Here is a 23171-nt window from a genome sequence, read left to right as displayed (position 1 = left end):
CGCTGGCTGCGTTGTCGTCGATCGCCGGAGGCCCCTCCTGGCTCCTCCTCCGCCTTGCCAGCGCGGCGCCATCCGCCGCGCGCTTGACCGGCGACCCCTTGGAATAGATCATCTAGGCGAACGAGTTGGAGCCACACCCTGCTATGAGCGGGCAAGGCCCCAGCGATGATCGCGGAACCAGCGCTGGGCCTTGTCGCGGTTGGGCTCGATCCGGTCGGCCAGTCGTCTCAGGGCGTTCGCCAGTTTGCGGCGGTTGACTTGTTTCGACCGCTGGGCCTGGTGGCTTCGCCGCGCCAACTCGGCCGTCTTCAGTTTCGCGACGTGCACTTCGTAGCCGGCGGGAAGCATGGGAGTTCTCCTTGCAGGTTGGGCGCCCCTTCCGGGCGGCCGCTCACCCTTTCCACGAACGCCGCCGCCCCGATCCGACAACCGCTTCCCGAATCTCCGGGCCGCAACCCGGGCATGCGACCGACCACGCGCCACGTACGAGACGTGGATCGCGTGGCCGGTCGCGCTATGGCGGGGCCCGCCTCACGCGGGGTGCCGCTGGGCCGGGATCCGCATCGACAGTGCGGGTTCGATCCAGTCGGCCAGTTTTCTCAAACCGCCGGCCAGCGTGTGGCGCACTCGTTGTTTCGACCGCAGTGCCTGCTGGCTTGACCGCGCCAGCTCGGCCATCCGCAGCTTCGCGATCTGCTGTTGGTACTCGACGGGAGGCAGCATGCTCATGAGAAGTTCTCCTTGAAAGTCGTTGTAGGAAAGGAAGGGAAGGAACGAACGAGGGGAGGGACCGGAGCGAGGCCGTCAGGCCCGCGCGATCACCACGTCGCCGGACAGGGTGCGGATCTGGATCTCGACGGTCTGCTCGCCATCGGACGGCTGGTCCGACTGGTCGAGCTGCGACGACACGTCTCCGGACAGCGAGGTGACGTCGAGCCAGGCGGCCGTGCCGGTAGCCACGCCGAGGTAAACATCGCCCGACGCGCCGTCGACGTGGACCTGACCGCGCTCCACCCGACCGACCCGCAGGTCGCCGGAGGCGAACTTGCCGGTGACCGAGCCGTGCGCGACCTCGACGGCCGCGTCGCCGGAAGCGGTGTTGATTCGCAGGTCGCCGTTGACCTCGCCGATCCGGGCATCGCCGGATGCGGAGGAGGCTTCGGCGTTGCCGCCCACCCGCTCGACCGACACCGAGCCCGACGCGGTGGTCACCCGGGCGTCGCCGTCGACGGTGCGGCAGTTGATGTCGCCGCTGGCGCACTCGGCGCGCAGCGAGGCTACGTTCTCGACGTGCAGGTCGCCGGACGCGGTGTTCAGCTCGGTGTTGCCGAACCGCCCGCTGCCGTGCAGGTCGGCCGAGGCGGTCTTGACCCGTACGTTCGACCCTTCGGGCAGTCGCACCCGAACGCGGACGGACCCGCTGCGGCCGAACCACTTGCGGCCCTTCTCTGGCCCGTCGATCACGAGCCGGCCGTCGCTGAAGTCGACAGTCGTGTGCTCGGCGGTCTCCACGTCCTCCGAACGCCCGGGCTTGTACGGCTCGACCTCGACCTCGGTCTCGGTCACCGCGCCGGCTTCGACCGTGATGCCGCCGGAGGCGATGTTGATCCGCAGGTCGATGGGCTCAGGGGTCGCGAAAGTAGGCATGGTGGCTCCTTAGGTGTGTGTAGAAGAGAGAAGCTGGTACGGAGGAGAAGCGGTGCGCCGTCAGCGCGCCCAGCCGGAGAGGCGCTTACCGGACTTCGGTCCGCGCGACCCCCGGTATCCGTAGGTCTGTTCGGGTCCTCGCTGCGGCCCACCGGAGAGCGCCGTGGCGATGGTGCGGACGAGCCAGGCGTTCACGGAGATGCCCTCCGCGGCCGACGCCTCCTCGACCTGGGACTTCAGCGTCTCGGGCAGTCGCAGCGTGATTCGCGAGGTGCCCTGGTCGATGTCGCCACCCCCGCCGCCACCACCTGAGATGGTGAGCGACCCGCCCGGCGTGGTCAGCTGGAAGCCCGGAGGTGCGGGCGGAGACGGCGGCTCGGGAGCGGGCGGCGGTGTCACGACGAAGCTTGGCTCTCGTCCGCGCATCCGTACCTCGACGGATCCCGGCGCGAGGTCACGGGTAATTTCCTCGGAAGCAGTGGACAGCGCGTCCAGCAGCGCCAGCCGTACGGCGGCATCGAGAGCCGCGGTCAGGCGTTCGGCGGCAGTGCGGGCCTGGTCACCGGCCACCTCTGCGGCCGCCGAGAGATCCCGCTGGATGCTTTCGACATACGGCGTAAGTTCCATGACGTCATCATGACATCATGTGGCGTCAGGCGCAAGTCATCTCGCCGAAAAACTTCTCAGTCCTGCTCAGGAGCGCTCTGACCTCGGCGAACGGAATCCAGCAGCAGCTGCGCAACGTCGACGACCTCCATCGACTCGGGCGCCTTGCCGTCAGATTGCTGCGCCGTGACGCCATCTGACAGCATCACGCGGCAGAACGGGCAGCCGGTGGCGATCCGCTCGGCGCCCGTGCCGACCGCCTCGGTGGTCCGCTCCAGGTTGATCCGGGTGCCGATCCGCTCTTCCATCCACATCCGCCCACCGCCGGCGCCGCAGCACAGCGACTGTTGCCCACTCCGCGCCATCTCGCGCACCTCGAGCCCCGGCACCGCGCCGAGCAGTTCCCGCGGCGGCTCGTAGACCTGGTTGTGCCGGCCGAGGTAGCAGGGGTCGTGGTACGTCACGGGCAGCGCGCCATCGGCCGAGTCGCCGGAAGGCGCCACCGGCTGCAGCTTGCCCTCCCGCACCAGGCGGTTCAGCAGCTGCGTGTGGTGTACGACCTCCAGCTCCAGCCCGAGTTGCTTGTACTCGTTGCGAATGGTGTTGAAGCAGTGTGCGCACGTCACGACCACCTTCGACGCCCCGGCCTCGCGAAGCGTCTCGACGTTCTGCGCGGCCAGCATCTGGTAGACGAACTCGTTCCCCGCCCGCCGCGCGGGATCGCCCGTGCACGTCTCGCCCGACCCCAGCACCGCGAAGCCCACACCCGCCGTGTGCAGCAGCTCGGCGACGGCCCGCGTTGTCTGCTTGGCCCGGTCGTCGTAGGCGCCGGCGCACCCGACCCAGAAGAGGTATTCGACCTCGCCCAGCGACTCCACGGCCTCGCCGACGACCTTCACCTCGAACGGCAGGCTCTTGGCCCACTCCATCCGCCCACCGGGCGGCGCGTTCCACGGGTTGCCCTTGCTCTCCAGGCCGCGGAACATCTGGTTCAGCTCGCTCGGGAACTCCGACTCCACCAGCACCTGGTTGCGCCGCATGTCCATGATGTGGTCGACGTGCTCGATGTCGACCGGGCACTCTTGTACGCACGCGCCACACGACGTGCAGGCCCACAGCACGTCCGGGTCGATCACGCCGCCCTCGTCGACCGCGCCGACCAGGTCGCGGTCGGCCTCGCCGCCGGCCGCCCGGGCGTACGCGTGCTCGCGCAGGTCCATCACGACCTTCTTCGGCGACAGCGGCTTGTCGGTCATCCACGCCGGGCACTGCGACTGGCAGCGCCCGCACTCGGTGCACGTGGTGAAGTCGAGCAGCGCCTTCCAGGTGAACTCCTCGACGGCGCCGACACCGAAGATGTCGTCCTCGTTCGGGTCCTCGAAGTCGATCGGCTTGCCGCGCGACTGCATCTCCGGTAGCGGCCCGAGAGCCGGCCGGCCGTCGGCGTTGCGCCGGAACCAGATATTCGGGAACGCCGTGAACCGGTGCCACGCGACGCCCATGGTGAGGTTCGCCGCGATCACGGCGAACCACGCCATCGAGATCAGGATCTTCACCGTCGCCGTGACCCAGATCGCATTCGTCAGCGCGGCGGCGCTCATCCCGCCGAACCAGGCGCCCAGTGCCCCGCTCACCGGATGCGAGAGATCGGTCTGCGCGTCGGCCAGTGCGGCTTCGAGCCCGCGCAGCAACAGGATGCACACCGTCACGCCGACGATCGTCCACTCGACGTAGTAGGCCTGCCACATCCGCGAGTTCGCGAACCGGCTGCGGCGTCCGAGCCGGCCCGGAAGATTGGCCAAGCGGACCACGATCAGCGCGAGGATCGCGATACCGGTGAGAACAGAGAACGATTCGGCCACGAATTCGTACGGCCAGAAGTGCCCGATCAGCGGCAGTGCCCAGAGCGGGTCACCGGAGAAGAGCTGTCCGTACGCGGTGACGAGCGTGAAGAAGAGCAGCCCGAACCCGACGAACACGAACCAGTGCGCGACGCCGATGAACTTCCACTGCGCGAGCCGGCTGTGCCCGATCGTCTCGCGCAGCAACGTGAGCCAACGCTGCCCTGGCTGGTCAGTACGGCCGGAAGCCGGCTGACCCTGCCGGATGACGGCGACCATGGCCGCGGCGGCTCGCCCGACCAGCGCGACCGCGATCAGGGTCGTGACGGCCGACACGACGACGGCTGCGACATGCATGGCGAACCTCCGTAAGCCAGATGTTACTCACGAGTAGTAAAGCACGCGCCGATGAGTCGATCATGCAGGAGGCTGATCGTGTCCGTGGATCTGGTTAGGGTGTTTAGGGTCCGTTTGCTCGTCCCAGGCGAGCTGACGGACCCTAAGCCCAGTAAGCGCTCGCGACGAGGGCGCTTCGGCTCACGCGACCGAGGAGAGCCGCCGTGATCGAATTCGAATCCGTCAGCAAGGAATACGCTGACGGCACCGTCGCCGTTGATGCGCTCGACCTCCAGGCTCCGTCTGGTGAGATCACCGTGTTGGTGGGTCCGTCCGGATGTGGCAAGACCACATCGCTACGGATGATCAACCGCATGGTCGAACCATCCGGCGGACGGATCCTGATCGATGGTCAGGACACCAACGACAGCGACCCGGCAATCCTCCGCCGCGGCATCGGCTACGTCATTCAGCATGCCGGTCTGTTTCCCCACCGCACGGTCGTCGACAACATCGCGACGGTTCCCTACCTCCTCGGCTGGGATCGCCGCCAGGCCCGCACCCGGGCACACGAGCTGATGGAACGCGTGGGCCTCGACCGCAAGCTGGCCCGGCGTTATCCCGCCCAGCTGTCCGGCGGCCAGCAGCAGCGGGTCGGCGTGGCCCGCGCGCTCGCCGCCGATCCGCCGGTGATGCTGATGGACGAGCCGTTCAGTGCGGTCGACCCGGTCGTACGCGAGGGCCTGCAGGACGAGTTCCTGCGGCTGCAGTCCGAGCTCGACAAGACGATCGTGTTCGTCACCCACGACATCGACGAGGCGGTCAAGCTCGGCGACAAGGTCGCGGTGATGCGGGTGGGCGGCAAGCTCGCGCAGTTCGCCCAGCCCAAGGAGCTGCTCGAGCGGCCGGCCGACGAGTTCGTCGCCGGGTTCATCGGCAAGGACCGCGGCTATCGGGCGCTGTCGTTCACGCCGGCCGAGGGCATCGAGGTCGCCGACGAGCCCACGATCGAGCTCGACGCACCCACCGACCAGGCCCGGGCCGCCGCCCGCGACGGCTGGGTGCTCGTCGTCGACGCCGACCGCCGGCCGCAGGGCTGGCTCGATCTCACCAACGTCAACGGCATCGTGTCAGCCGACCTCCTCAACCGCGGTGGCACGGTCGCCGCGGTCGACGGCTCGCTGCGCGGCGTGCTCGACGCGGCACTGTCGTCGCCGACCGGACGCGGTGTGGTGGCCGATCCACAGGGCCGCCTGCTCGGCACGGTCCGCACCGGCACGGTGCTCGACCGGCTCGAGGAGCTGCACGGCGTCACCTCATCCAACGACCCGGCTCCGGCCACCTTCGCACCCGCCGACACCGTGATCGAGTCCACCGGCGACGGCGACAAGGACGGCGCCGCGCGATGATCGAGTGGCTCTCCGCCAACGTCGGCAAGGTCGTCGGCCTGTTCGGCTGGCACTTCCTGCTGGCCACGATCCCGCTCGTATTGGGACTCCTGATCTCGATACCGCTCGGCTGGCTGGCTCGCCGCTATCCCAGGCTGTATCCCCCCATGATCGGCGTGACCGGTCTGCTCTACACCATTCCCTCGCTGGCTCTGTTCGTCGCGCTTCCGGTGATCATCGGCACCGGCATCCTCGACCCGCTCAACGTCGTCGTCGCGCTGACCGTCTACACCATCGCGCTGCTCGTACGCACGGTCGCCGACGGCCTGGCCGCCGTGCCGGATGACGTCATGCAGGCCGCCACCGCGATGGGCTACCGCCCGGTCTGGCGCTTCCTCCAGGTCGAGCTGCCGGTCGCCGTCCCGGTGATCGCCGCCGGCATGCGGGTCGCGGCGGTGTCCAACGTCAGCATGGTGAGCGTCGCCGCGCTGATCGGCGTGCCGCAGCTCGGGCAGCTCTTCACCGACGGCTTCCAGCGCGACTTCCTGGCGCCACTGCTCACCGGCATCGTGCTGTGTGTCGTGCTGGCGCTGCTGCTCGACGGGTTCATCCTCGTACTCACCAGGGTTCTGACGCCGTGGCGAAGGGCGGTGGCCGGCGCATGACGCAGTGGCTTCTCGATCCAGTTCACTGGTCGGGTCCAGACGGCATTCCCCAGCGCCTGCTGGAGCATCTGGGCTACTCCCTGGCCGCCCTGGTGATCGCGGCGCTGATCGGCATCCCGCTCGGGCTCGCGATCGGCCACACCGGCAAGGGCACGTTCCTGGTCGCCGGCCTGGCCAACGCGCTACGCGCGCTGCCGACCCTCGGCCTGGTGATCGTCGTGGTGCTGCTGGTCGGCCCGCTGCTCACAGGCGACTTCGCGTTCATCCTGCCGAGCATCGTGGTCCTGGTCGTGCTGGCTGTGCCACCGATCCTCACCAGCACCTATGCCGGCGTGCAGGGCGTCGATCCGGCAGCCCGCGACGCCGCCTACGGCATGGGCATGACCGGCAACCAGGTGCTGTTCAAGGTCGAGACACCGTGCGCTTTGCCGCTGGTGCTCTCGGGTATTCGCAGCGCCATGCTGCAGATCGTCTCCACGGCGACCATCGCCGCGTACGTCTCGCTCGGAGGGCTCGGGCGGTTCGTCATCGACGGCCTGGCGTCTCAGGACTACTCCCAGATGCTCGGTGGTGCGATCCTGGTCGCCGCGCTGGCAGTGGTCGTGGAAGCCGTGCTCGCGGGTATCCAACGGCTGGTCGTCCCGCGTGGGCTGGCCGGCCGTTACCGCAAGCGAGGTCCTGCCAACGTTACGGAGGACGAGCCGGCCGAATTCGAACGGCCGGAAGAGGAGCTCGCCGGGGTTCGTTGAGCCCTGTTAAACAGGAAACCTGAAGGAGTGCTCTCCCAGATGAAACTCATCTACAAGTCCGCGGCCGCGCTCGTTGTGGGGGTGCTCGCGATCGCAGGCTGCGGGGCAGGCGGCGACCCGCTCACCAAGGAAACGAGCAAGGCGCCCGACAAGCCCGCGCCCAAGGACACGATCGCGGTCGGCTCGGCCAACTTCCCGGAGAGCGCACTGCTCGCCGAGATCTACGCCGGTGCGCTGAAGGCCAAGGGCGTCGAGGTGACCACCAAGCTCAACATCGGCAGCCGCGAGGCCTACCTCGGTGGTCTCCAGGACGGCTCGATCGACCTGGTGCCCGAATACACCGGCAACCTCCTGCAGTACTACGACAAGAAGGCCACGGCCAAGACGGCAGACGAGGTCTTCGCCGCGTTGCCGGCCGCTCTTCCCGACAAGCTGATCGTGCTCGACAAGGCCGCGGCCGAGGACAAGGACGCGGTGGCGGTCACCAAGGAGACCGCCGACAAGTACAACCTGAAGTCGATCGCCGACCTGAAGCCGGTGATGGGCGACCTCGTTCTGGGCGGTCCGCCCGAGTGGCGTACCCGCGCCAACGGCCTGCCGGGCCTGAAGAGCGTCTACGGGTTGACGTTCAAGTCGTTCCGTCCGCTCGACGTGGCCGGTCCGCTGACCGTGCAGGCGTTGAAGAACGGGCAGGTGCAGGCGGCCAACCTGTTCACCACGCAGTCGGCGATCGCTGCCAACAACTTCGTCGTACTCGAGGACCCGAACAACCTCTTCCTGCCGCAGAACGTCGTGCCGCTGATCAACAAGGCGAAGGCGACCGACAACGTCAAGACCGCGTTGAACGGCGTCTCCGCCAAGCTCGACACCGCGACGCTCGCCAACTTGGTGAAGGAGGTCGAGGTCGACAAGAAGGAGCCGGCCGCCGTCGCCGACTCCTGGTTGTCGGAGTCCGGCCTGAAGTAGCCCATCCGCTGCACCCACAATGACCACGGGTGCTCGGTCATTTAGCGTTGCCAGGCGAAGCTGCCACGGGTGACCGCAAATGACCGAGCACCCGTGGTCATTTGTGGTCTGCCTTCGGTATGGTCCGTAAGCGTGAATGCTCCGGCCGACCAGCTTTGCCTGACCTTGTTCGCGGTCACGCTTGTCCTGGCCGACGACGAACTGTGTTGCCGATCTCGCTGCTCGTAGCTCTCGTCATCCTCGCTCGTCAACCGGAGACTCGCCTTGACCGCTCCTGCCGTCAGCCCTGCCGCCACTCGACGTGGCCCGTTCACGCTCAGTCCGTCCGTCACAGCGTCGCCCGCACCCGCGCAACCCGGGCTTTCGCCGGTGAAGTGGGTGCCGCTCGGCATCTCCCTACTCGGCACGCTCGCGCTGGTGGCATACGTCTGGTCGGCGCACGGCGCCAAGCCCGGCGTGCTGCTCGCGCTCGGCGCCGGCCTCGGGATCACCTTGTTCCACTCGCGATTCGGCTTCACCTCGGCCTGGCGGCAGCTGGTCGCGGTCGGCAACGGCACAGGTCTCCGCGCCCACGCGGTCCTGCTCGGCACGACGGCGACCCTGTTCGCGTTGATCATCGGTACGGGCACCGGCCTGTTCGGCAGCACGCCGGCACCGAGCGCCGGCCCGCTCGGTGTGGCACTGGTGCTCGGCGCCTTCCTGTTCGGCGCTGGCATGCAGCTCGGTGGGGCCTGCGCGTCCGGCACGCTGTTCGCGGTCGGCTCGGGCCAGTCGGCGATCGTGCTGACGCTGGGCGGATTCATCGTCGGATCGGTGTTGTACGCCTGGCAGTTCGAGCTGGTCGACGACCTGCCCGCGCTGCCCGCGTTCGTGCTCTCCGAGCACGTCGGCTGGTTCGGCTCGTGGGCGGTCACGATCGTCGCGCTGCTGGCGATCGTCGTGGTGTCGCGGATCGTGCAGGCCCGCCGGGTACCCCCACCCGTCGGTGCCGTGCCGACGTCCCGCGGTGTCGCACGGGTGATCCGCGGCTCCTGGCCGCTCTGGGTCGGAGGCGTGGTGCTGGCCGCACTCGGGGCCGGCGTGCTGCTGGTGTCGGGTGGTGCCTGGGGCGTGACGAGCGCGTTCGGCCTGTGGGGCGCGAAGTTCCTGCAGGTGCTGGGATTCCACCCGGAGGCGTGGGCGTTCTGGCAGCAGCCGAAGAACGCCCAGATGCTGGTCGGCCCGATCCTCGCCGACAAGACCAGCTTGACGGACATCGGCATCATGCTGGGTGCGGCCGTGGCAGCCGCGGCGGGTGGCGCGTGGACGCTGCACCGCCGGATCCCTTGGCGTACGGCCGTGGCCGCCGTGCTCGGCGGCATCCTCATGGGCATCGGCGCGCGGCTGGCCAGCGGCTGCAACATCGGCGCCTACCTCGCGGGAATCGCGTCCGGCAGCCTGAGCGGCTGGATCTGGGCAGTGGCGGCGCTGGCCGGTACCTGGGTCGGCCTGCGGGCGCGCACGCTGTTCCGCCTGCCGAACCCCAAACCTCGCGACTCGGTGTGCTGAGCCCTCCGTGACTCACCGGCATGCACGGTCGGGTCACGCGACTTGGATAGCCTGCCCGTATGTCGATGCCTCCGCCGCAAGGTCCGCCTGGCCAGCCACCCGCCGGTCCGCCGCAAGGACCGCCGTACGGAGGACCGCCGCCGCAAGGTCCGCCTGGCGGACCGCCTCAGGGACCGCCGCAAGGACCGCCGCCACAGGGCCCGCCGTACGGAGGTCCGCCGCAGGGCCCGCCCGGTGGACCACCGCCGTACGGTCAACCCGGCTGGGGCCCCGGACCGGGTGGATCGGGAGGACCGCCCAAGAAGTCCAACGGCGGCCTGGTCGCGATCATCCTGATCGTCGCGGTGGTCGTGATCGCAGGCGTCGCGGGTGGCGGCTACGTGCTCTGGAAGCGCTTCTCGGGTAGTGAAGGCTCCTCGTCCGCAGCGCCGACCGAGGGTCCGTCCGGAACCGTCCGGACCGTGCCGAACGGCCTCGCGCTCGGTCCCGACGGCGGCGGCAAGCCCGGCATGGGCAACGGCATCGGCGAGGGCAGCAACCCCCAGGCGACGACCGTGGTCGAGCTGTACGAGGACTTCTTCTGCCCGCACTGCCAGGCGCTCGAGACCGAGGCCGGAGACTTCCTGCGCGCCCAGGCCAACAGCGGCCGGATCCGGATCGTGCGTTACCCGTTGACGTTCGTGGTGGGGGAGCAGAGCAAGCGGGCCGCGCTCGCCTACGCCTGCGCGGCCGACCAGGACACCTCTGGCAAGGGCGAGCTGGCATCGAAGGTCGCCAAGCAGCTGTTCGACTCGGTGCAGGCCAAGCAGGCGGACGCGGTGGAGGATCCCGCGATGGAGGAGCTGAGCAAGCAGACGCCTGACCCGGACCAGTTCATGTCCTGCGTCCAGAACCAGGACTACTCCGCCTGGGTCGGCTCGGTGGGCGATGCCGCGTCCGCGCGCCAGGTGACCGGCACGCCGACGGTCTTCGTCGACGGCAAGCAGGTGACGGCCACCGAGGGCGGCTGGCAGCAAGCCATCCAGGCCGCCCTCCAGTAAAGAAGCCCTACCCCCGAAGTTCCCGTCCGCCCGTCCATATCGTGGAATGGGCGGATGGGACACCCATCCATTCCAGTCGGGCCGCGCGGGCTCGACGAGGCCGCCGTCGTCGCCGTGGCGCGCGACGGCGCCCGCGTACACCTCACCGACGAGGCGACCAGCGCGATCACCGCAGGTCGTCAGATCGTGGAGAAGCTGGCAGCCTCTGACCAGCCGGCTTACGGCATCTCCACCGGCTTCGGCGCGCTCGCCACCCGGCACATCCCGGTGGAGCGGCGCGCCCAGCTGCAGCGCAACATCGTCCGCTCGCACGCCGCCGGCTCCGGTCCGGAGGTCGAACGCGAGGTGGTCCGCGCGATGATGGCGCTCCGACTCGCCACGTTCGCGAGCGGCCATACGGGTATCAGGCTCGAGACCGCCCGGACCCTCGAAGCGTTGCTCAACCACGGCATCACTCCGATCGTCCATGAGTACGGCAGCCTCGGTTGCTCCGGCGACCTGGCGCCGCTCTCGCACGTCGCGCTCGCGTTGACGGGTGAGGGTGACGTCCGGGACGCCGCCGGCAACCTCCTGCCGGCGGCCGACGCGATGCGCGACGCCGGCATCGCCGCAGTCCAGCTGGCCGAGAAGGAGGGACTGGCCCTGATCAACGGCACCGACGGGATGCTCGGCATGCTGGCGCTGGCCTGCCACGACCTCGCCCGCCTGCTCGACAACGCCGATCTCACGGCCGCGATGAGCGTGGAGGCGTTGCTCGGCACCGACCGCGTGTTCGCCGCCGACCTCCAGGAGCTCCGCCCGCACCCCGGCCAGGCCGAGTCGGCTCGCCGGATGCGTGAGCTGCTCCAGGACTCCGAGATCGTCGCCAGCCACCGCGGCCCGGACTGCAATCGCGTTCAGGACGCGTACTCCCTGCGCTGCGCGCCCCAGGTCACCGGCGCTGCCCGCGACACGCTCGCGCATGCGCGAACGGTCTCCGCCCGCGAGCTCGCGTCCGCCATCGACAACCCCGTCGTGCTCACCGACGGCCGCGTGGAGTCCAACGGCAACTTCCACGGCGCTCCGGTCGCGTACATGCTCGACTTCCTGGCGATCGTCGCCGCCGACGTCGCGAACATGTCCGAACGTCGCACCGACCGCTTCCTCGACGTGGCGAGAAACCACGGCTTGCCGGCGTTCCTGGCCGACGACCCGGGCGTCGACTCCGGCCACATGATCGCGCAGTACACCCAGGCCGGCATCGTCAACGAGCTGAAGCGCCTCGCCACCCCGGCCAGCGTCGACTCGATCCCGTCGTCGGCGATGCAGGAGGACCACGTGTCGATGGGCTGGGGCGCCGCCCGCAAGCTGAGGCGAGCACTCGACGGCCTGACCAGGGTGCTCGCGATCGAGCTGCTCACCGCCGCCCGCGCGCTCGACCTGCGGGCGCCGCTCCAGCCCGCGCCGAAGACAGCGGCGGCCGTCCGCGCGCTCCGGGAGAGAGTCCAGGGCCCGGGCCCGGATCGTCAGCTGAGCAAGGAAATCGAGCAGGCAGTCGAACTCGTACGGGAAGGAGCACTGCCATGACCCACGAAGGCGTACCCCGCACCGTCACCGCGCCACGCGGCACCACACTGCACGCCCAGGGGTGGCCGCAGGAGGCCGCTCTGCGCATGCTGCAGAACAACCTCGACCCCGAGGTGGCCGAGCATCCAGAGGAGCTCGTCGTCTACGGCGGCTCGGGTAAGGCCGCCCGCGACTGGCCGAGCTTCGAGGCCATCATCCGCGAGCTGGAGTGGCTGCGGGCCGACGAGACGTTGCTCGTACAGTCCGGCAAGCCGGTCGGTGTGCTGCGTACGCACGAGTGGGCGCCGCGCGTGCTGATCGCGAACTCCAACCTCGTACCCGACTGGGCTTCCTGGGAGGAGTTCCGGCGGCTCGAGGCGCTGGGCCTGACGATGTACGGCCAGATGACCGCGGGCTCCTGGATCTACATCGGCACACAGGGGATCCTGCAGGGCACGTACGAGACGTTCGCCGCGGTCGCCGCCAAGCTCGCTTCTCATGGGCACAGCGACCGCGACCTCGCGGGCACGATCACGTTGACGGCCGGCCTCGGCGGCATGGGCGGCGCGCAGCCGCTCGCGGTCACGATGAACGGTGGTGTCGTGATCTGCGTCGAGTGCGACGAGAGCCGGATCCAGCGCCGCCTCGAGACACGCTACCTCGACCAGCGGGCCGACTCACTCGATCACGCGCTGGCGCTCGCCGAGCAGGCCAAGGCCGACCGAAAGCCCTTGTCGGTTGGCGTTCTGGGCAACGCCGCCGAGGTCGTACCCGAGCTGCTGCGCCGTGGCGCGCCGATCGACATCGTGACCGACCAGACCTCCGCGCACGACCCGCTCGCGTACCTCCCGGTCGGCGTCGCGTTCGACGACTGGGCCACCGAACGCCAGAAGGATCCGAAGGGCTTCGTCGACAAGGCTCAAGCCTCCATGGCGAAACACGTCGAGGCGATGGTGGGGTTCGCCGACGCCGGTGCCGAGGTGTTCGACTACGGCAACTCGATCCGCGACGAGGCGCGCAAGGGCGGCTTCGGGCGGGCGTTCGACTTCCCCGGCTTCGTGCCGGCGTACATCCGGCCGTTGTTCTGCGAGGGAAAGGGCCCGTTCCGCTGGGTCGCGCTGTCCGGCGATCCGGCCGACATCGCGCGCACCGACCGGGCGGTGCTCGACCTGTTCGGCGACAACGAGCCGCTGGCGCGGTGGATCCGGCTGGCCGGCGAGCGGGTGCGGTTCCAGGGGCTTCCGGCGCGGATCTGCTGGCTGGGTTACGGCGAGCGCGACCGCGCGGGCCTGGAGTTCAACCAGCTGGTGGCGTCCGGCGAGCTGAAGGCACCGATCGTGATCGGGCGGGATCATCTCGACTGCGGCTCGGTCGCCTCGCCGTACCGCGAGACCGAATCCATGCTCGACGGTTCCGACGCGATCGCCGACTGGCCGCTGCTGAACGCGATGGTCAACGTCGCGAGCGGTGCGTCCTGGGTCTCGCTCCATCACGGTGGTGGTGTCGGCATCGGCCGGTCGATCCACGCGGGTCAGGTGTGTGTCGCCGACGGCACGCCGCTGGCCGCGCAGAAGCTCGAACGGGTGCTGACCAACGACCCGGCGATGGGCGTGCTCCGGCACGTCGACGCCGGCTACGAGTCGCCGCATCGCGACGAGCTGGCGCTCAGGCGGGAGCCGTGAGCTACGACGACATTTGGGAATCGCTGCTGCCGATCGGCCGCGAGCCGGCCACGGGTGGGTACCGCCGGTTCGCCGGAACGTCTGCTGATCGGGAGTGCCGCGAGTGGTTCTTCGAGCAGGCGCTGGGGCGCGGACTGGACGCCGTGGAGGATGAGCACCGCAACCTCTGGGCGTGGTGGGGTGATCGTACGGCCCGATCCGCCGTGGTGACCGGATCGCATCTCGACTCGGTGCCGGACGGCGGGGCGTACGACGGTCCGCTCGGCGTCGTCTCGGCGTTCGCGGCGCTGGACCAGCTGCGGGCGCGGGGCCTGGAGTCAGAGCTTCCACTGGGAATCGTCGCGTTCAACGAGGAGGAAGGTGCCCGGTCCGGCGTTTCCTGCGTGGGCTCGCGGCAGCTGGTAGGAGCGGGTCTCCACCACGGGATCGGTGTGTTCGTCGAGCTGCACATCGAGCAGGGCCGGGCGCTGGCCGACCTCGATGCACCGATCGGCGTGGCGACCGGCATCTGGCCGCATGGCCGCTGGCGGTTCACGTTCACCGGCCGGGCCGACCACGCGGGCACCACGCGGATGGAGGATCGGGCCGACCCGATGCTCACCTACGCCATGACGGCGCTGGCGGCGAACAAGCGGGCGCGGCTCAGCGGTGCGCGGGCGACGTTCGGCCGGCTGGAGGTCGAGCCGAACGGCACCAACGCGATCCCGTCGGCCGTACACGCCTGGCTCGACGCGCGGGCACCCGACGAGGACACCCTGCGGAAGGTCGTCGACGAGGTGGGCGCGCAGGCGACCGACCGGGCCGGCCGCGACGGTACGGAGCTGACCGTGGAACGCGAGTCGTTCACGGGCGCGGTGGAGTTCGATCCGGCGCTGCGGGACCAGGTGGCTGCCCTGCTCGGTGGTGTCCCACTGCTGCCGACCGCTGCCGGACACGACGCCGGCATCCTGGCCCAGGCCGGTGTCGCCTCCGCCATGCTGTTCGTACGCAATCGCACCGGAGTTTCGCATTCGCCGCACGAGCACGCCGACCGCGACGACTGCCTGGCCGGTGTGGACGCATTGACGAGGGTGCTGGCGGAGCTGCTGACGCGATGACGACGTATTGGTGTGAGCTGGCCTGGCTGCCGCCGGGTGCGGTGCACAAGGGAGTTGCCGTCACGGTGCACGGCGCTCACATCGACGCCGTACGACCGGGGATCGCGACGCCTCCGGCCGGAGCCGTGCGGCTCGACGGGCTCACGCTGCCGGGCTTCGCGAACGTGCACTCGCACGCGTTCCACCGCGCGCTGCGTGGGCGGGTGCAGGCGGAGGGCAGCTTCTGGACCTGGCGCGACCAGATGTACGAGCTGGCCGGGCGGCTGCGGCCGGACTCGTACTTCGAGCTGGCTCGCGCGACGTATGCCGAGATGGCGCTGGCGGGCATCACGTGCGTCGGCGAGTTCCACTACCTGCATCACGACGTCTCCGGGCAGCCCTACTCTCCCGATCCGAACGCGATGGGCGAGGCGCTGATCGCCGCCGCGCGGGAGGCGGGCGTACGGATCGCGCTGCTCGACACCTGCTACCTCGCCGGCGGAATCGGTGAGCCGACGCACGGGGTGCAGCGCCGCTTCGACGACGGCTCGGCCGACGGCTGGGCCGCGCGGGTCGAGCCGCTGTCCGAGCGGTACCTCGCGGAGCCGGGCGTGGTGATCGGCGCGGCGATCCATTCTGTCCGGGCCGTGCCCGACGGTGAGCTGGCGACCGTAGCGGCCTGGCCGAACCGGCACCACGCGCCACTGCACGTCCACCTGTCGGAGCAGCCGCAGGAGAACGCCGACTGCGAGGCGGCCTACGGGCTGTCACCGACGCGGCTCCTGCACAAGTCCGGCGCGCTCGGCCCGCGAACGACAGCCGTCCACGCCACCCACCTGGACGACGCCGACATCGCGCTGCTCGGCCAGACCGGTACGACGATCGGCCTCTGCCCGACGACCGAACGCGACCTGGGCGACGGCATCGGCCCGGCCCGCGCGCTGGCGGACGCCGGCTGCGAGCTGACGCTGGGCAGCGACAGCCACGCGGTGATCGATCCGCTGGAGGAAACCCGCGCGCTGGAACTCGACGAACGGCTGCGTTCGCGCACCCGCGGCCAGTGGCCTGCCGCCGAGTTGTTGCGCGCGGCGTGCGAAGCGGGCCACGCGGCGCTCGGCTTCGCGGGAGCGGGCGTGATCACGCCGGGCGCGTGGGCCGACCTGGTGTCGGTGCGGCTGGACAGCGTTCGTACTGCGGGCTCGGACCGCGACCACGCCGAGACCGCCGTCCTCTACGCCGCGACCGCCGCCGACGTCCACCACGTCGTCGCCTCCGGCCGCGTCCTCACCACGGGCGACGGCAACCACCACACCCTCGGCCCAGTGGCGACCGCCCTCACCACCGCCATCACCGCCCTCGCCCTCCGCGAATGACCACGTTGCACGCCTGCTCGAAGCAGGCTCCCGTGGCGTGGCTGCACGGCGAACCGTGGGCTCGCTCATGCCACAAAGGCACACGCGGCCGGCGTGGAGTCATCGCCCTCGGCGGCGTGATCTGACGATCGCCTCGGAAGGGCGACAGTGTCACGGTTGCGCGGGCACCTCGATCGACATCACGCAGTTCTTCAACCCCTTGGGCCGGACGTACCTGAAGCCGAGTCGTTCGTAGAGCCGGCGGGTGCCGTTGTAGAGGAACGACGATGACATCTTCTTCGTCTGGTGCGTCAGGTCGTGCGGATAGGCCTCGACCACGCCGCCACCGGACTGCGCGATGAGGTCGAGGGCGCCCCGGATCGCGATCTCGGTGATACCCCGGCGGCGGTACCTCCGGTCAACGAAGACACAGGTGATCCGGTAGTCGGGGTCGCGGTCCTTCTCGGCGTCGTACTGCTTGCGATGGTGGAGCGTGGGCAGCTCGGTCGGCGTGCCGTACTCCGCCCACGCGATGGCCATGTCGCCGTCCATCACCAGCGCCGCGTGGGCTGCGCCGGCCTCGACGTACTGCTTCTTCAGCTCCCGGTTGGCCTCGGCTCCCTGCCCGCGCTCGGGGCCGTCGGGATGGAACCAGATGCACCAGCAGCCGCCGAAGATCCCGTTGTGTCGCTGCACGAGGGCGTCGAACGCCGGCCAGGTCGCGGCAGTCAGAGGGCTGACCTCCAACGTCGCGTCGCTGCTCGTCTCGGTACTCATGGGCTTACCGTAGAACGGTTACCGGACGATGCGCTTCCGGATCAGCGACCCGTTATCAGTATCGCGGGCGCGGGTCGGTCAGGTCAGGGCGCGCCGGAAGGATGGCGCCGGGGAAGATGAGCGGTATGACGTCGATCGCGCTGACGGGGATCGGGTTGCTGGTCACCAACAGTCCCGAGTACGGCCACGGCCCGCTCGGCGAGATCCGGGACGCCGCCCTCGTCGTCGACCATGGCGATGTCGTCTGGGTCGGCCCGAGGACCAAGGCTCCCGTCGCCGACCTCGCCGTCGACGCCGCCGGCCGCTGCGTGGTCCCCGGCTTCGTCGACAGCCACACCCACCCGGTCTTCGCGGGCGACCGGGCCAGGGAGTTCGCCGCCCGGATGGCCGGTGAGCAGTACGCCGCCAAGGGCATCGCCCAGACCGTCGCCGCCACCCGCGCCGCTCCCGACGACGTACTCCAGGCCAACCTCGCCCGGCTCGCGAACGAGCTCCGCCGCCACGGCACCACCACGTTCGAGGCGAAGTCCGGCTACGGACTCACCGTCGCCGACGAGAAGCGGGCGCTGGCCATCGCCCACCAGTTCACCGACGAGACCACGTTCCTCGGTGCCCACGTCGTCCCGCCGGAGTACGCCCACGCGCCCGACGACTACGTGGCGCTCGTCAGCGGCGAAATGCTCCAGGCCGTCCGGCCGTACGCCAGGTGGATCGACGTCTTCGTCGAGAAGGGCGCCTTCGACGAGGATCAGGCCCGTGGCATCCTCGCCAGCGGAAAGCGAGCCGGCCTCGGACTAAGAGTCCACGCGAACCAGCTCGCCCACGGCCAGGGAATTCAACTGGCCTGCGAGTTCGGGGCCAGTTCCGCCGATCACTGCACCTACGCCACCAAACAGGACATCGCCGCCCTCGCCGACGCCGGAGTTGTCGGCACCTTCCTGCCAGGCGCGGAGTTTTCGACCAGGTCGCCCTATCCCGACGCCCGCGAATTCCTGAAAGCCGGCGTCACGATCGCACTCGCAACCGACTGCAATCCGGGTACGTCCTATACATCCGCGATGCCATTTTGTATCGCGCTCGCCGTTCGCGAAATGCACCTTACGCCCGCAGAGGCCCTTTATGCGGCCACCAAAGGCGGTGCGAAAGCGCTCCGAAATGACCGCATTGGCGCTCTTTGTCCCGATTCACGTGCGGATCTGGCGATTTTGGATGCTCCCGACTACATTCACCTCGCCTATCGCCCGGGTGTGCAGCTCGTCGCCGACACCTGGAAGGCCGGTCGCCCCGGGTCAGAGGCACACTCTCGCTAACCGTAAGGGCGCATAACCGGAAAGCGATTTTGCCTTTCCCTACAAAGAAAAGTTTCCGCATTTTCTAGAGCGCCCACGCGATCTTGCCCTAGGCTCCCTGCTGCTCTTCTCTACCCAATTTCACGACAAGACCCGGGGGGTCGCCAACAGTGAAGCAGTATCGGCTGGTCGGTGGGCTGCTAGCCGCCGCCACCGCGTTGAGCGGTGCGGCGTTCCTGGCTCCAACGGCCAACGCGGGTTCTACAGGAAACTGGAGCGCTGGTGGCTCCAACACCGTCATGACCAAGAAGGGGTCGGACGGACGTACCCACATCGTCATCCCCAAGGGCGGTGCGATCGCGCGTCCCTCGGGTGTCTCCGCTGACCCGAAGGCTGCCGCCACGGCGCATCTGGCCACGCAGGCAGGGAAGTTCGGAGCGAAGGCCTCCGACCTGAAGATCGGGTCCGTCAGCAAGGTCGGCACCGGCAACATCGTCAAGGCCGACCAGGTGATCGACGGCGCCAAGGTCATCGGTGGCCAGCTGGCGGTTTCGCTCGACAAGAACGGCGCGCTGGAGTGGATCGCCGGTGAGGCCGCCCCGACAGTGGGCAGCTTCCCGGGCGCGACCACCTACAACAAGGGCCAGCTCGCAGAGATCGCGAAGCGCGCCGCAGCCCTGCGGATGGGCCAGCGGTCCACCGAGGGCATGAAGGTACGCACGGTCGGCCGTAACTGGTACGACCCGACGCTCGTCGGTGCTCCCGGTGCGAAGCCGGGTGCCAGGCCCGTCATCTCCTACGAGGTCACGGCCAAGGACGGCAGCGAGAAGTACCAAGTGATGGTCAACGCAGCCACCAAGCAGGTCGAGGTGGCTTACGACATGCACCAGGAGATCGACCGCCTGGTGTGCGACGCGAACAACACCGAAGTCGAGTTCTACGACTGCGCCAACGGCAACCCCGAGGTCACGATCGAGCGCCGGGAAGGCGACGGCCCGTCGGGTATCGCCGACGTCGACAACGCGTACCAGTACGCGCACGACACCTCGGTCCGCTACGCCTCGTACGTCAACGTCGACCTGACGAACCTCATTGGTTCCGACTACGCCGACGGCGAGGGCAAGAACATCCGCTCCACGGTCCGCTTCTGTGTGGCCGGCGCTGACTGCCCCTACGCCAACGCGTTCTGGGACGGCCGGCAGATCGCCTTCGGTGCGGGTCTGGTCGAGGACGACGTGGTGGCTCACGAGTTCACGCACGGCGTGACGCAGAACACCTCGAACCTGGTCTACCTCTTCCAGGCGGGCGCCATCAACGAGGGCCTGTCCGACATCTGGGGCGAGATCGTCGACCAGACGAACGGCAGTGCCGACGACACGGCGGCCAACCGGTGGAAGATCGGTGAGGGCAGCTCGCTCGGCGTGATTCGCGACATGGCGAACCCGCCGGCGTTCGACCAGCCCGACAAGATGACGTCGCCGATCTGGTTCTACGACCCGAGCGACCCGCTGGTCGACAACGGTGGCGTCCACGCCAACAGCGGTGTGCTCAACAAGGCCGCCTACCTGCTCGGCCAGGGTGGCACGTTCAACGGCTACACCGTCGACAAGATCGGTCTCGCCAAGCTCGGGAAGATCACCTGGTCGCTGCAGAACCTCATCACCAGCGGCGCCGACTACAAGGACATCTTCTACACGATGCCGCTGGCCTGCCGTAAGAACATCGGCCGCACCGGTAGCTACATCACCGAGGCTGACTGCCAGCAGGTCGACAAGGCTGTGCGCGCGACCGAGATGTACAAGGACCCGCTGCAGGGTGCGCCGACCAACGTCGACTACTGCCCGAGCGGCGCGGTGACGAGCAAGTACACCCAGGGCTTCGAGTCCAAGGTCGCTGACTGGACCTGGGACGAGAACTGGGTGCTCGGCAGCTCTGTCGACTTCCGCTACGCGGCGGTCGGCAAGGACTCCGCGGTCGCGTGGGTCTTCGCCGGTGACAACAAGTCGCTGACGCAGAACACCGCCATCGCGGCGACCAACGGCATGTTCCTCCGGTTCGACCACTCGTATCTGCTCGACACCGGCGACGCCGGACGGGTCGAATACTCGGTGAACAACGGCGGTACATGGCAGTCGGCTTCGACACTTCCGAACGTCGGCGGTCCGGCCACCTTTACCGGTGTGTCGAACGGTTACTCCGCCGCTCGTTACGACCTGTCGTCGCTGGCTGGACAGAACGTGAAGATCCGGTTCCGCGCCACCGCCGTTACTAACAACTCGGCGTGGTGGGTTGACAACGTTAAGTTCTACACCTGTGGGTAACTCTGTGGGTAAGTAAACGGAGTTAAAGGGCCCCATGTCTGGTTATCCACAGACATGGGGCCCTTGCTATGCAAGCGACATTTACCCCGCTAGGCTCTGCCAGGCATCTCTATATCCCTATTCCTCGAGAGATCCGGGGGTAAGTTGTGAAGTACCGACGCACAGTCGGCGGTTTCGCCGCGCTGGCGACGGTGGTTAGTGGAAGCGCGCTCGTCGCGCTAGCCACTCCATCGGTGGCCGGCGTGGGTACCGGGCCCAGCTTTGGCAGCAGTGGCCAGGGAGGATCGAGCGACGCGGTCAAGCTGCTTCGTGGCAGCAATGGCGCCGTCAGTGGTGTCGAGGCCAAGGACAAGCCGATCGCATCGCCGGTCAAGGGTTCGCCTGAGGTTGCTGCTCGGGCGCACATGAAGAAGTACGCATCCTCGTTCGGGGTTGACGCTGGTTCGCTGTCGACTATCTCGACCACCAAGGTCGGTGTTGGTTCCGCGGTCAAGCTCCAGCAGAAGGTCGGCGGACTGCCCGTCATCGGTGGCGACCTGGTCGTCGCGATGGACGGCGACAACGCCCTCGAGGCGATTGTCGGTGAGGTCGCCAAGGGCGGCCTCACGAAGTCGAAGCAGTCGATCAGCAAGGCCAAGGCATTGCTGCTGGCCCGTCAGTACGTCGCCGACAAGGCGAAGGTCGACCTGAGCAAGCTCTCGGGTTCCGTCGCCGAGCGCGCCGTGTACAACCCGGAGATCATCGGAGCGCCTGGCGCGAACTCCAACCGTGAGGTCTACGTCGTCAACATCGCGGCGTCCAACGGTGAGGTTTCGTACAAGGTGTTCGTCGACAAGGGCTTCGGCACGGTCACCCTGGCGGTTAACAACCACATGGAGGCCCTCAGCCGCAAGGTCTGCGACACCAACAACCAGCACCTGGCTCCCGAAGCTCAGGTCTGTGACGGTCAGGCCAACGACTACGTTCGTACCGAAGGCCAGGCCGCGAGCGGCATCGAGGACGCCGACGAGGTTTACGACAACCTCGGCAAGTCGGCGCAGTGGTACGCCTCGTACGCCAACGTCGACCTGACCAAGCTGGTCTCCAACCCGGACGAGAACGGTGGCGCCGCTCTGCGCGCGACCACTCGCGTCTGCGCTGAGGAGCTGCTGGCTCAGTGCCCCGAGCAGAACGCTCACTGGGACTCCTCGACGCAGCAGATGTACTACGGCGAGGGCTTCACCGCTCTCGACGTGACCGGGCACGAGGTCTCGCACGGTGTCACCGCTGCGACGTCCAACCTGCTCTACGCCTACCAGTCGGGTGCGATCAACGAGTCGCTCTCCGACATCTTCGGCGAGCTGATCGACCAGGCTTCGAACCCGGCCAAGCGCACGGGTGACCAGTCGTGGCTGATCGGTGAGGACATCCCCGGCGGCGCGATCCGCTCGATGTCCGACCCGGGCCAGTTCGACCAGCCCGACAAGATGACCTCTGACAACTGGACGTCGGACCCCGACTTCCAGGACCAGGGTGGCGTTCACTACAACAGCGGTGTTGGCAACAAGGCCGCATACCTGATCGCAGCCGGTGGCGACTTCAACGGCTACCAGGTTCGGGGAATTGGCCTGGCCAAGTCCTTCAAGCTCTGGTGGTCCGTCGAGAACCTGCTGAGCTCGGGTGCCGACTACAAGAACCTCTTCCAGGTTCTTCCGATCGCCTGCAAGAAGAACGTTGGCCGTCAGGGCACCTACATGACTGCTGACGACTGCGCGCAGGTCGAGAAGGCGATTCGCGCCACTGAAATGTGGAAGGACGCCGCCTCGGACGCCCCGACGGCCACCCCGTACTGCGAGAGCGGTTCGGTGAAGACGTCGTACGTCCAGGGCTTCGACGCCAAGCCGTCCGACTGGACCTACGCCGGTGGCGCGGACCAGACGAACGCGTTCGGCTTCGACAACGTTGAGTCGGGCGACGACTCGCTGGTCCTCTACACCTACGAAGGTGAAGTCACCAGCGGTTCGGCCACGTCGAAGGCAGTCTCGGTGCCCGCGGGCAGCAAGCTGCGTATCGACTACTCCACGCTGTTCGGTTACGGCACGCCGGTCGACAGCACCACGCTGACGCTCCAGTACAACGACGGCTCCGGCTGGAAGGCCGCGAGCGGTCTGGACAACGTCAACGGTGACGCTTGGACTGGTCACTCGAAGGGCTGGTCCTCGGCTCGCTACGACCTGTCCTCGCTGGCCGGCAAGTCGGTTCAGTTCCGCTTCACCGTGAGCGGCACGACCGGCGACGCGACCTACAACCCGTGGGCGATTGCCAACGTCGACAACTTCAAGGTCTACACCTGTGGCTGATGGC

At 68.4% G+C, this 23171-nt stretch carries 19 protein-coding genes; 13 read left to right on the top strand and 6 right to left on the bottom strand.

Annotated elements, in window-relative coordinates; all coding sequences use genetic code 11:
• Positions 1 to 141: 141 nt before the first annotated feature.
• The 5 genes from ACYVF6_RS03055 to ACYVF6_RS03035 form a co-directional block, all read right to left on the bottom strand.
• On the bottom strand, positions 142 to 348 hold the full coding sequence (locus ACYVF6_RS03055) for a hypothetical protein (RefSeq protein WP_460515463.1): 207 nt from the start codon (positions 346 to 348) through the stop codon (positions 142 to 144).
• Between the two features lie 183 nt (positions 349 to 531).
• Entirely contained in the window at positions 532 to 729 is a 198-nt protein-coding gene (locus tag ACYVF6_RS03050) for a hypothetical protein (protein ID WP_460515462.1), read from the bottom strand.
• 75 nt (positions 730 to 804) lie between these two features.
• Positions 805 to 1647: a DUF4097 family beta strand repeat-containing protein gene (locus ACYVF6_RS03045; protein WP_460515460.1), complete on the bottom strand. Its 843-nt coding sequence runs from the start codon at positions 1645 to 1647 to the stop codon at positions 805 to 807.
• Between the two features lie 60 nt (positions 1648 to 1707).
• A complete protein-coding gene (locus ACYVF6_RS03040; protein ID WP_460515458.1) occupies positions 1708 to 2274 on the bottom strand; it encodes a hypothetical protein in 567 nt (188 codons plus the stop codon).
• 56 nt (positions 2275 to 2330) lie between these two features.
• A complete protein-coding gene (locus ACYVF6_RS03035) occupies positions 2331 to 4451 on the bottom strand; it encodes a (Fe-S)-binding protein (RefSeq protein ID WP_460515455.1) in 2121 nt (706 codons plus the stop codon).
• Positions 4452 to 4654: 203 nt separating this feature from the next.
• Between ACYVF6_RS03035 and ACYVF6_RS03030 the strand changes: the two genes are divergently transcribed.
• The 10 genes from ACYVF6_RS03030 (at position 4655) to ACYVF6_RS02985 (ending at position 16462) form a co-directional block, all read left to right on the top strand.
• Positions 4655 to 5839, top strand: a complete 1185-nt coding sequence (locus tag ACYVF6_RS03030; RefSeq protein ID WP_460515453.1) for an ABC transporter ATP-binding protein — start codon at positions 4655 to 4657, stop codon at positions 5837 to 5839.
• The gene (locus ACYVF6_RS03025; RefSeq protein WP_460515451.1) at positions 5836 to 6483 is read left to right on the top strand and encodes an ABC transporter permease; all 648 of its coding nucleotides are present in this window, start codon (positions 5836 to 5838) and stop codon (positions 6481 to 6483) included. Before ACYVF6_RS03030 ends, ACYVF6_RS03025 begins: the two co-directional genes overlap by 4 nt.
• Entirely contained in the window at positions 6480 to 7232 is a 753-nt protein-coding gene (locus ACYVF6_RS03020; RefSeq protein ID WP_460515449.1) for an ABC transporter permease, read from the top strand. Before ACYVF6_RS03025 ends, ACYVF6_RS03020 begins: the two co-directional genes overlap by 4 nt.
• Before the next feature lie 39 nt (positions 7233 to 7271).
• Positions 7272 to 8198 carry an ABC transporter substrate-binding protein gene (locus tag ACYVF6_RS03015; protein WP_460515446.1) on the top strand — a complete coding sequence of 309 codons (927 nt, stop codon included), beginning with the start codon at positions 7272 to 7274 and terminating at the stop codon, positions 8196 to 8198.
• A gap of 369 nt (positions 8199 to 8567) precedes the next feature.
• Positions 8568 to 9746, top strand: coding sequence for a YeeE/YedE family protein (locus ACYVF6_RS03010; protein WP_460515444.1), 1179 nt, complete (start codon positions 8568 to 8570; stop codon positions 9744 to 9746).
• Between the two features lie 59 nt (positions 9747 to 9805).
• On the top strand, positions 9806 to 10786 hold the full coding sequence (locus ACYVF6_RS03005) for a DsbA family protein (RefSeq protein ID WP_460515443.1): 981 nt from the start codon (positions 9806 to 9808) through the stop codon (positions 10784 to 10786).
• Positions 10787 to 10840: 54 nt separating this feature from the next.
• Positions 10841 to 12352, top strand: coding sequence for a histidine ammonia-lyase (hutH, locus tag ACYVF6_RS03000; RefSeq protein WP_460515441.1), 1512 nt, complete (start codon positions 10841 to 10843; stop codon positions 12350 to 12352).
• Positions 12349 to 14013: a urocanate hydratase gene (gene hutU / locus ACYVF6_RS02995; RefSeq protein ID WP_460515439.1), complete on the top strand. Its 1665-nt coding sequence runs from the start codon at positions 12349 to 12351 to the stop codon at positions 14011 to 14013. Before hutH ends, hutU begins: the two co-directional genes overlap by 4 nt.
• Positions 14010 to 15110 (top strand): Zn-dependent hydrolase, encoded by a 1101-nt coding sequence (locus ACYVF6_RS02990; RefSeq protein WP_460515438.1) that lies wholly within the window; start codon positions 14010 to 14012, stop codon positions 15108 to 15110. Before hutU ends, ACYVF6_RS02990 begins: the two co-directional genes overlap by 4 nt.
• The gene (locus ACYVF6_RS02985; RefSeq protein WP_460515436.1) at positions 15107 to 16462 is read left to right on the top strand and encodes a formimidoylglutamate deiminase; all 1356 of its coding nucleotides are present in this window, start codon (positions 15107 to 15109) and stop codon (positions 16460 to 16462) included. The genes ACYVF6_RS02990 and ACYVF6_RS02985 overlap by 4 nt, the downstream gene beginning before the upstream one ends.
• A gap of 150 nt (positions 16463 to 16612) precedes the next feature.
• Here the strand turns inward: ACYVF6_RS02985 and ACYVF6_RS02980 are convergent, their stop codons facing one another.
• Complete coding sequence (locus ACYVF6_RS02980) at positions 16613 to 17218, bottom strand: GNAT family protein (RefSeq protein ID WP_460515434.1); 606 nt, start codon at positions 17216 to 17218, stop codon at positions 16613 to 16615.
• 125 nt (positions 17219 to 17343) lie between these two features.
• Between ACYVF6_RS02980 and hutI the strand changes: the two genes are divergently transcribed.
• The 3 genes from hutI (at position 17344) to ACYVF6_RS02965 (ending at position 23167) form a co-directional block, all read left to right on the top strand.
• Positions 17344 to 18528, top strand: coding sequence for an imidazolonepropionase (hutI, locus tag ACYVF6_RS02975; RefSeq protein ID WP_460515469.1), 1185 nt, complete (start codon positions 17344 to 17346; stop codon positions 18526 to 18528).
• Positions 18529 to 18677: 149 nt separating this feature from the next.
• Entirely contained in the window at positions 18678 to 20828 is a 2151-nt protein-coding gene (locus ACYVF6_RS02970) for a M4 family metallopeptidase (protein WP_460515432.1), read from the top strand.
• A 404-nt stretch (positions 20829 to 21232) separates the two neighbouring features.
• On the top strand, positions 21233 to 23167 hold the full coding sequence (locus ACYVF6_RS02965) for a M4 family metallopeptidase (protein WP_460515430.1): 1935 nt from the start codon (positions 21233 to 21235) through the stop codon (positions 23165 to 23167).
• Positions 23168 to 23171: the final 4 nt, after the last annotated feature.

The sequence above is a fragment of the Flindersiella endophytica genome (assembly GCF_054779015.1).
Note: the sequence above shows the minus strand (reverse complement) of the source record. Positions and strands in the feature narration are given on the sequence as shown.

Bases quoted from the DNA above. Each gene is read 5' to 3' on its own strand.
- ACYVF6_RS02980 (WP_460515434.1), bottom strand. From the start codon at position 17,218: ATGAGTACCGAGACGAGCAGCGACGCGACGTTGGAGGTCAGCCCTCTG.
- ACYVF6_RS03005 (WP_460515443.1), top strand. From the start codon at position 9,806: ATGTCGATGCCTCCGCCGCAAGGTCCGCCTGGCCAGCCACCCGCCGGT.
- ACYVF6_RS03050 (WP_460515462.1), bottom strand. From the start codon at position 729: ATGAGCATGCTGCCTCCCGTCGAGTACCAACAGCAGATCGCGAAGCTG.
- ACYVF6_RS02985 (WP_460515436.1), top strand. From the start codon at position 15,107: ATGACGACGTATTGGTGTGAGCTGGCCTGGCTGCCGCCGGGTGCGGTG.
- hutU (WP_460515439.1), top strand. From the start codon at position 12,349: ATGACCCACGAAGGCGTACCCCGCACCGTCACCGCGCCACGCGGCACC.
- ACYVF6_RS03035 (WP_460515455.1), bottom strand. From the start codon at position 4,451: ATGCATGTCGCAGCCGTCGTCGTGTCGGCCGTCACGACCCTGATCGCG.
- hutH (WP_460515441.1), top strand. From the start codon at position 10,841: ATGGGACACCCATCCATTCCAGTCGGGCCGCGCGGGCTCGACGAGGCC.
- ACYVF6_RS03020 (WP_460515449.1), top strand. From the start codon at position 6,480: ATGACGCAGTGGCTTCTCGATCCAGTTCACTGGTCGGGTCCAGACGGC.
- ACYVF6_RS02965 (WP_460515430.1), top strand. From the start codon at position 21,233: ATGAAGAAGTACGCATCCTCGTTCGGGGTTGACGCTGGTTCGCTGTCG.
- ACYVF6_RS03025 (WP_460515451.1), top strand. From the start codon at position 5,836: ATGATCGAGTGGCTCTCCGCCAACGTCGGCAAGGTCGTCGGCCTGTTC.
- ACYVF6_RS03045 (WP_460515460.1), bottom strand. From the start codon at position 1,647: ATGCCTACTTTCGCGACCCCTGAGCCCATCGACCTGCGGATCAACATC.
- hutI (WP_460515469.1), top strand. From the start codon at position 17,344: ATGACGTCGATCGCGCTGACGGGGATCGGGTTGCTGGTCACCAACAGT.
- ACYVF6_RS03015 (WP_460515446.1), top strand. From the start codon at position 7,272: ATGAAACTCATCTACAAGTCCGCGGCCGCGCTCGTTGTGGGGGTGCTC.
- ACYVF6_RS03055 (WP_460515463.1), bottom strand. From the start codon at position 348: ATGCTTCCCGCCGGCTACGAAGTGCACGTCGCGAAACTGAAGACGGCC.
- ACYVF6_RS03040 (WP_460515458.1), bottom strand. From the start codon at position 2,274: ATGGAACTTACGCCGTATGTCGAAAGCATCCAGCGGGATCTCTCGGCG.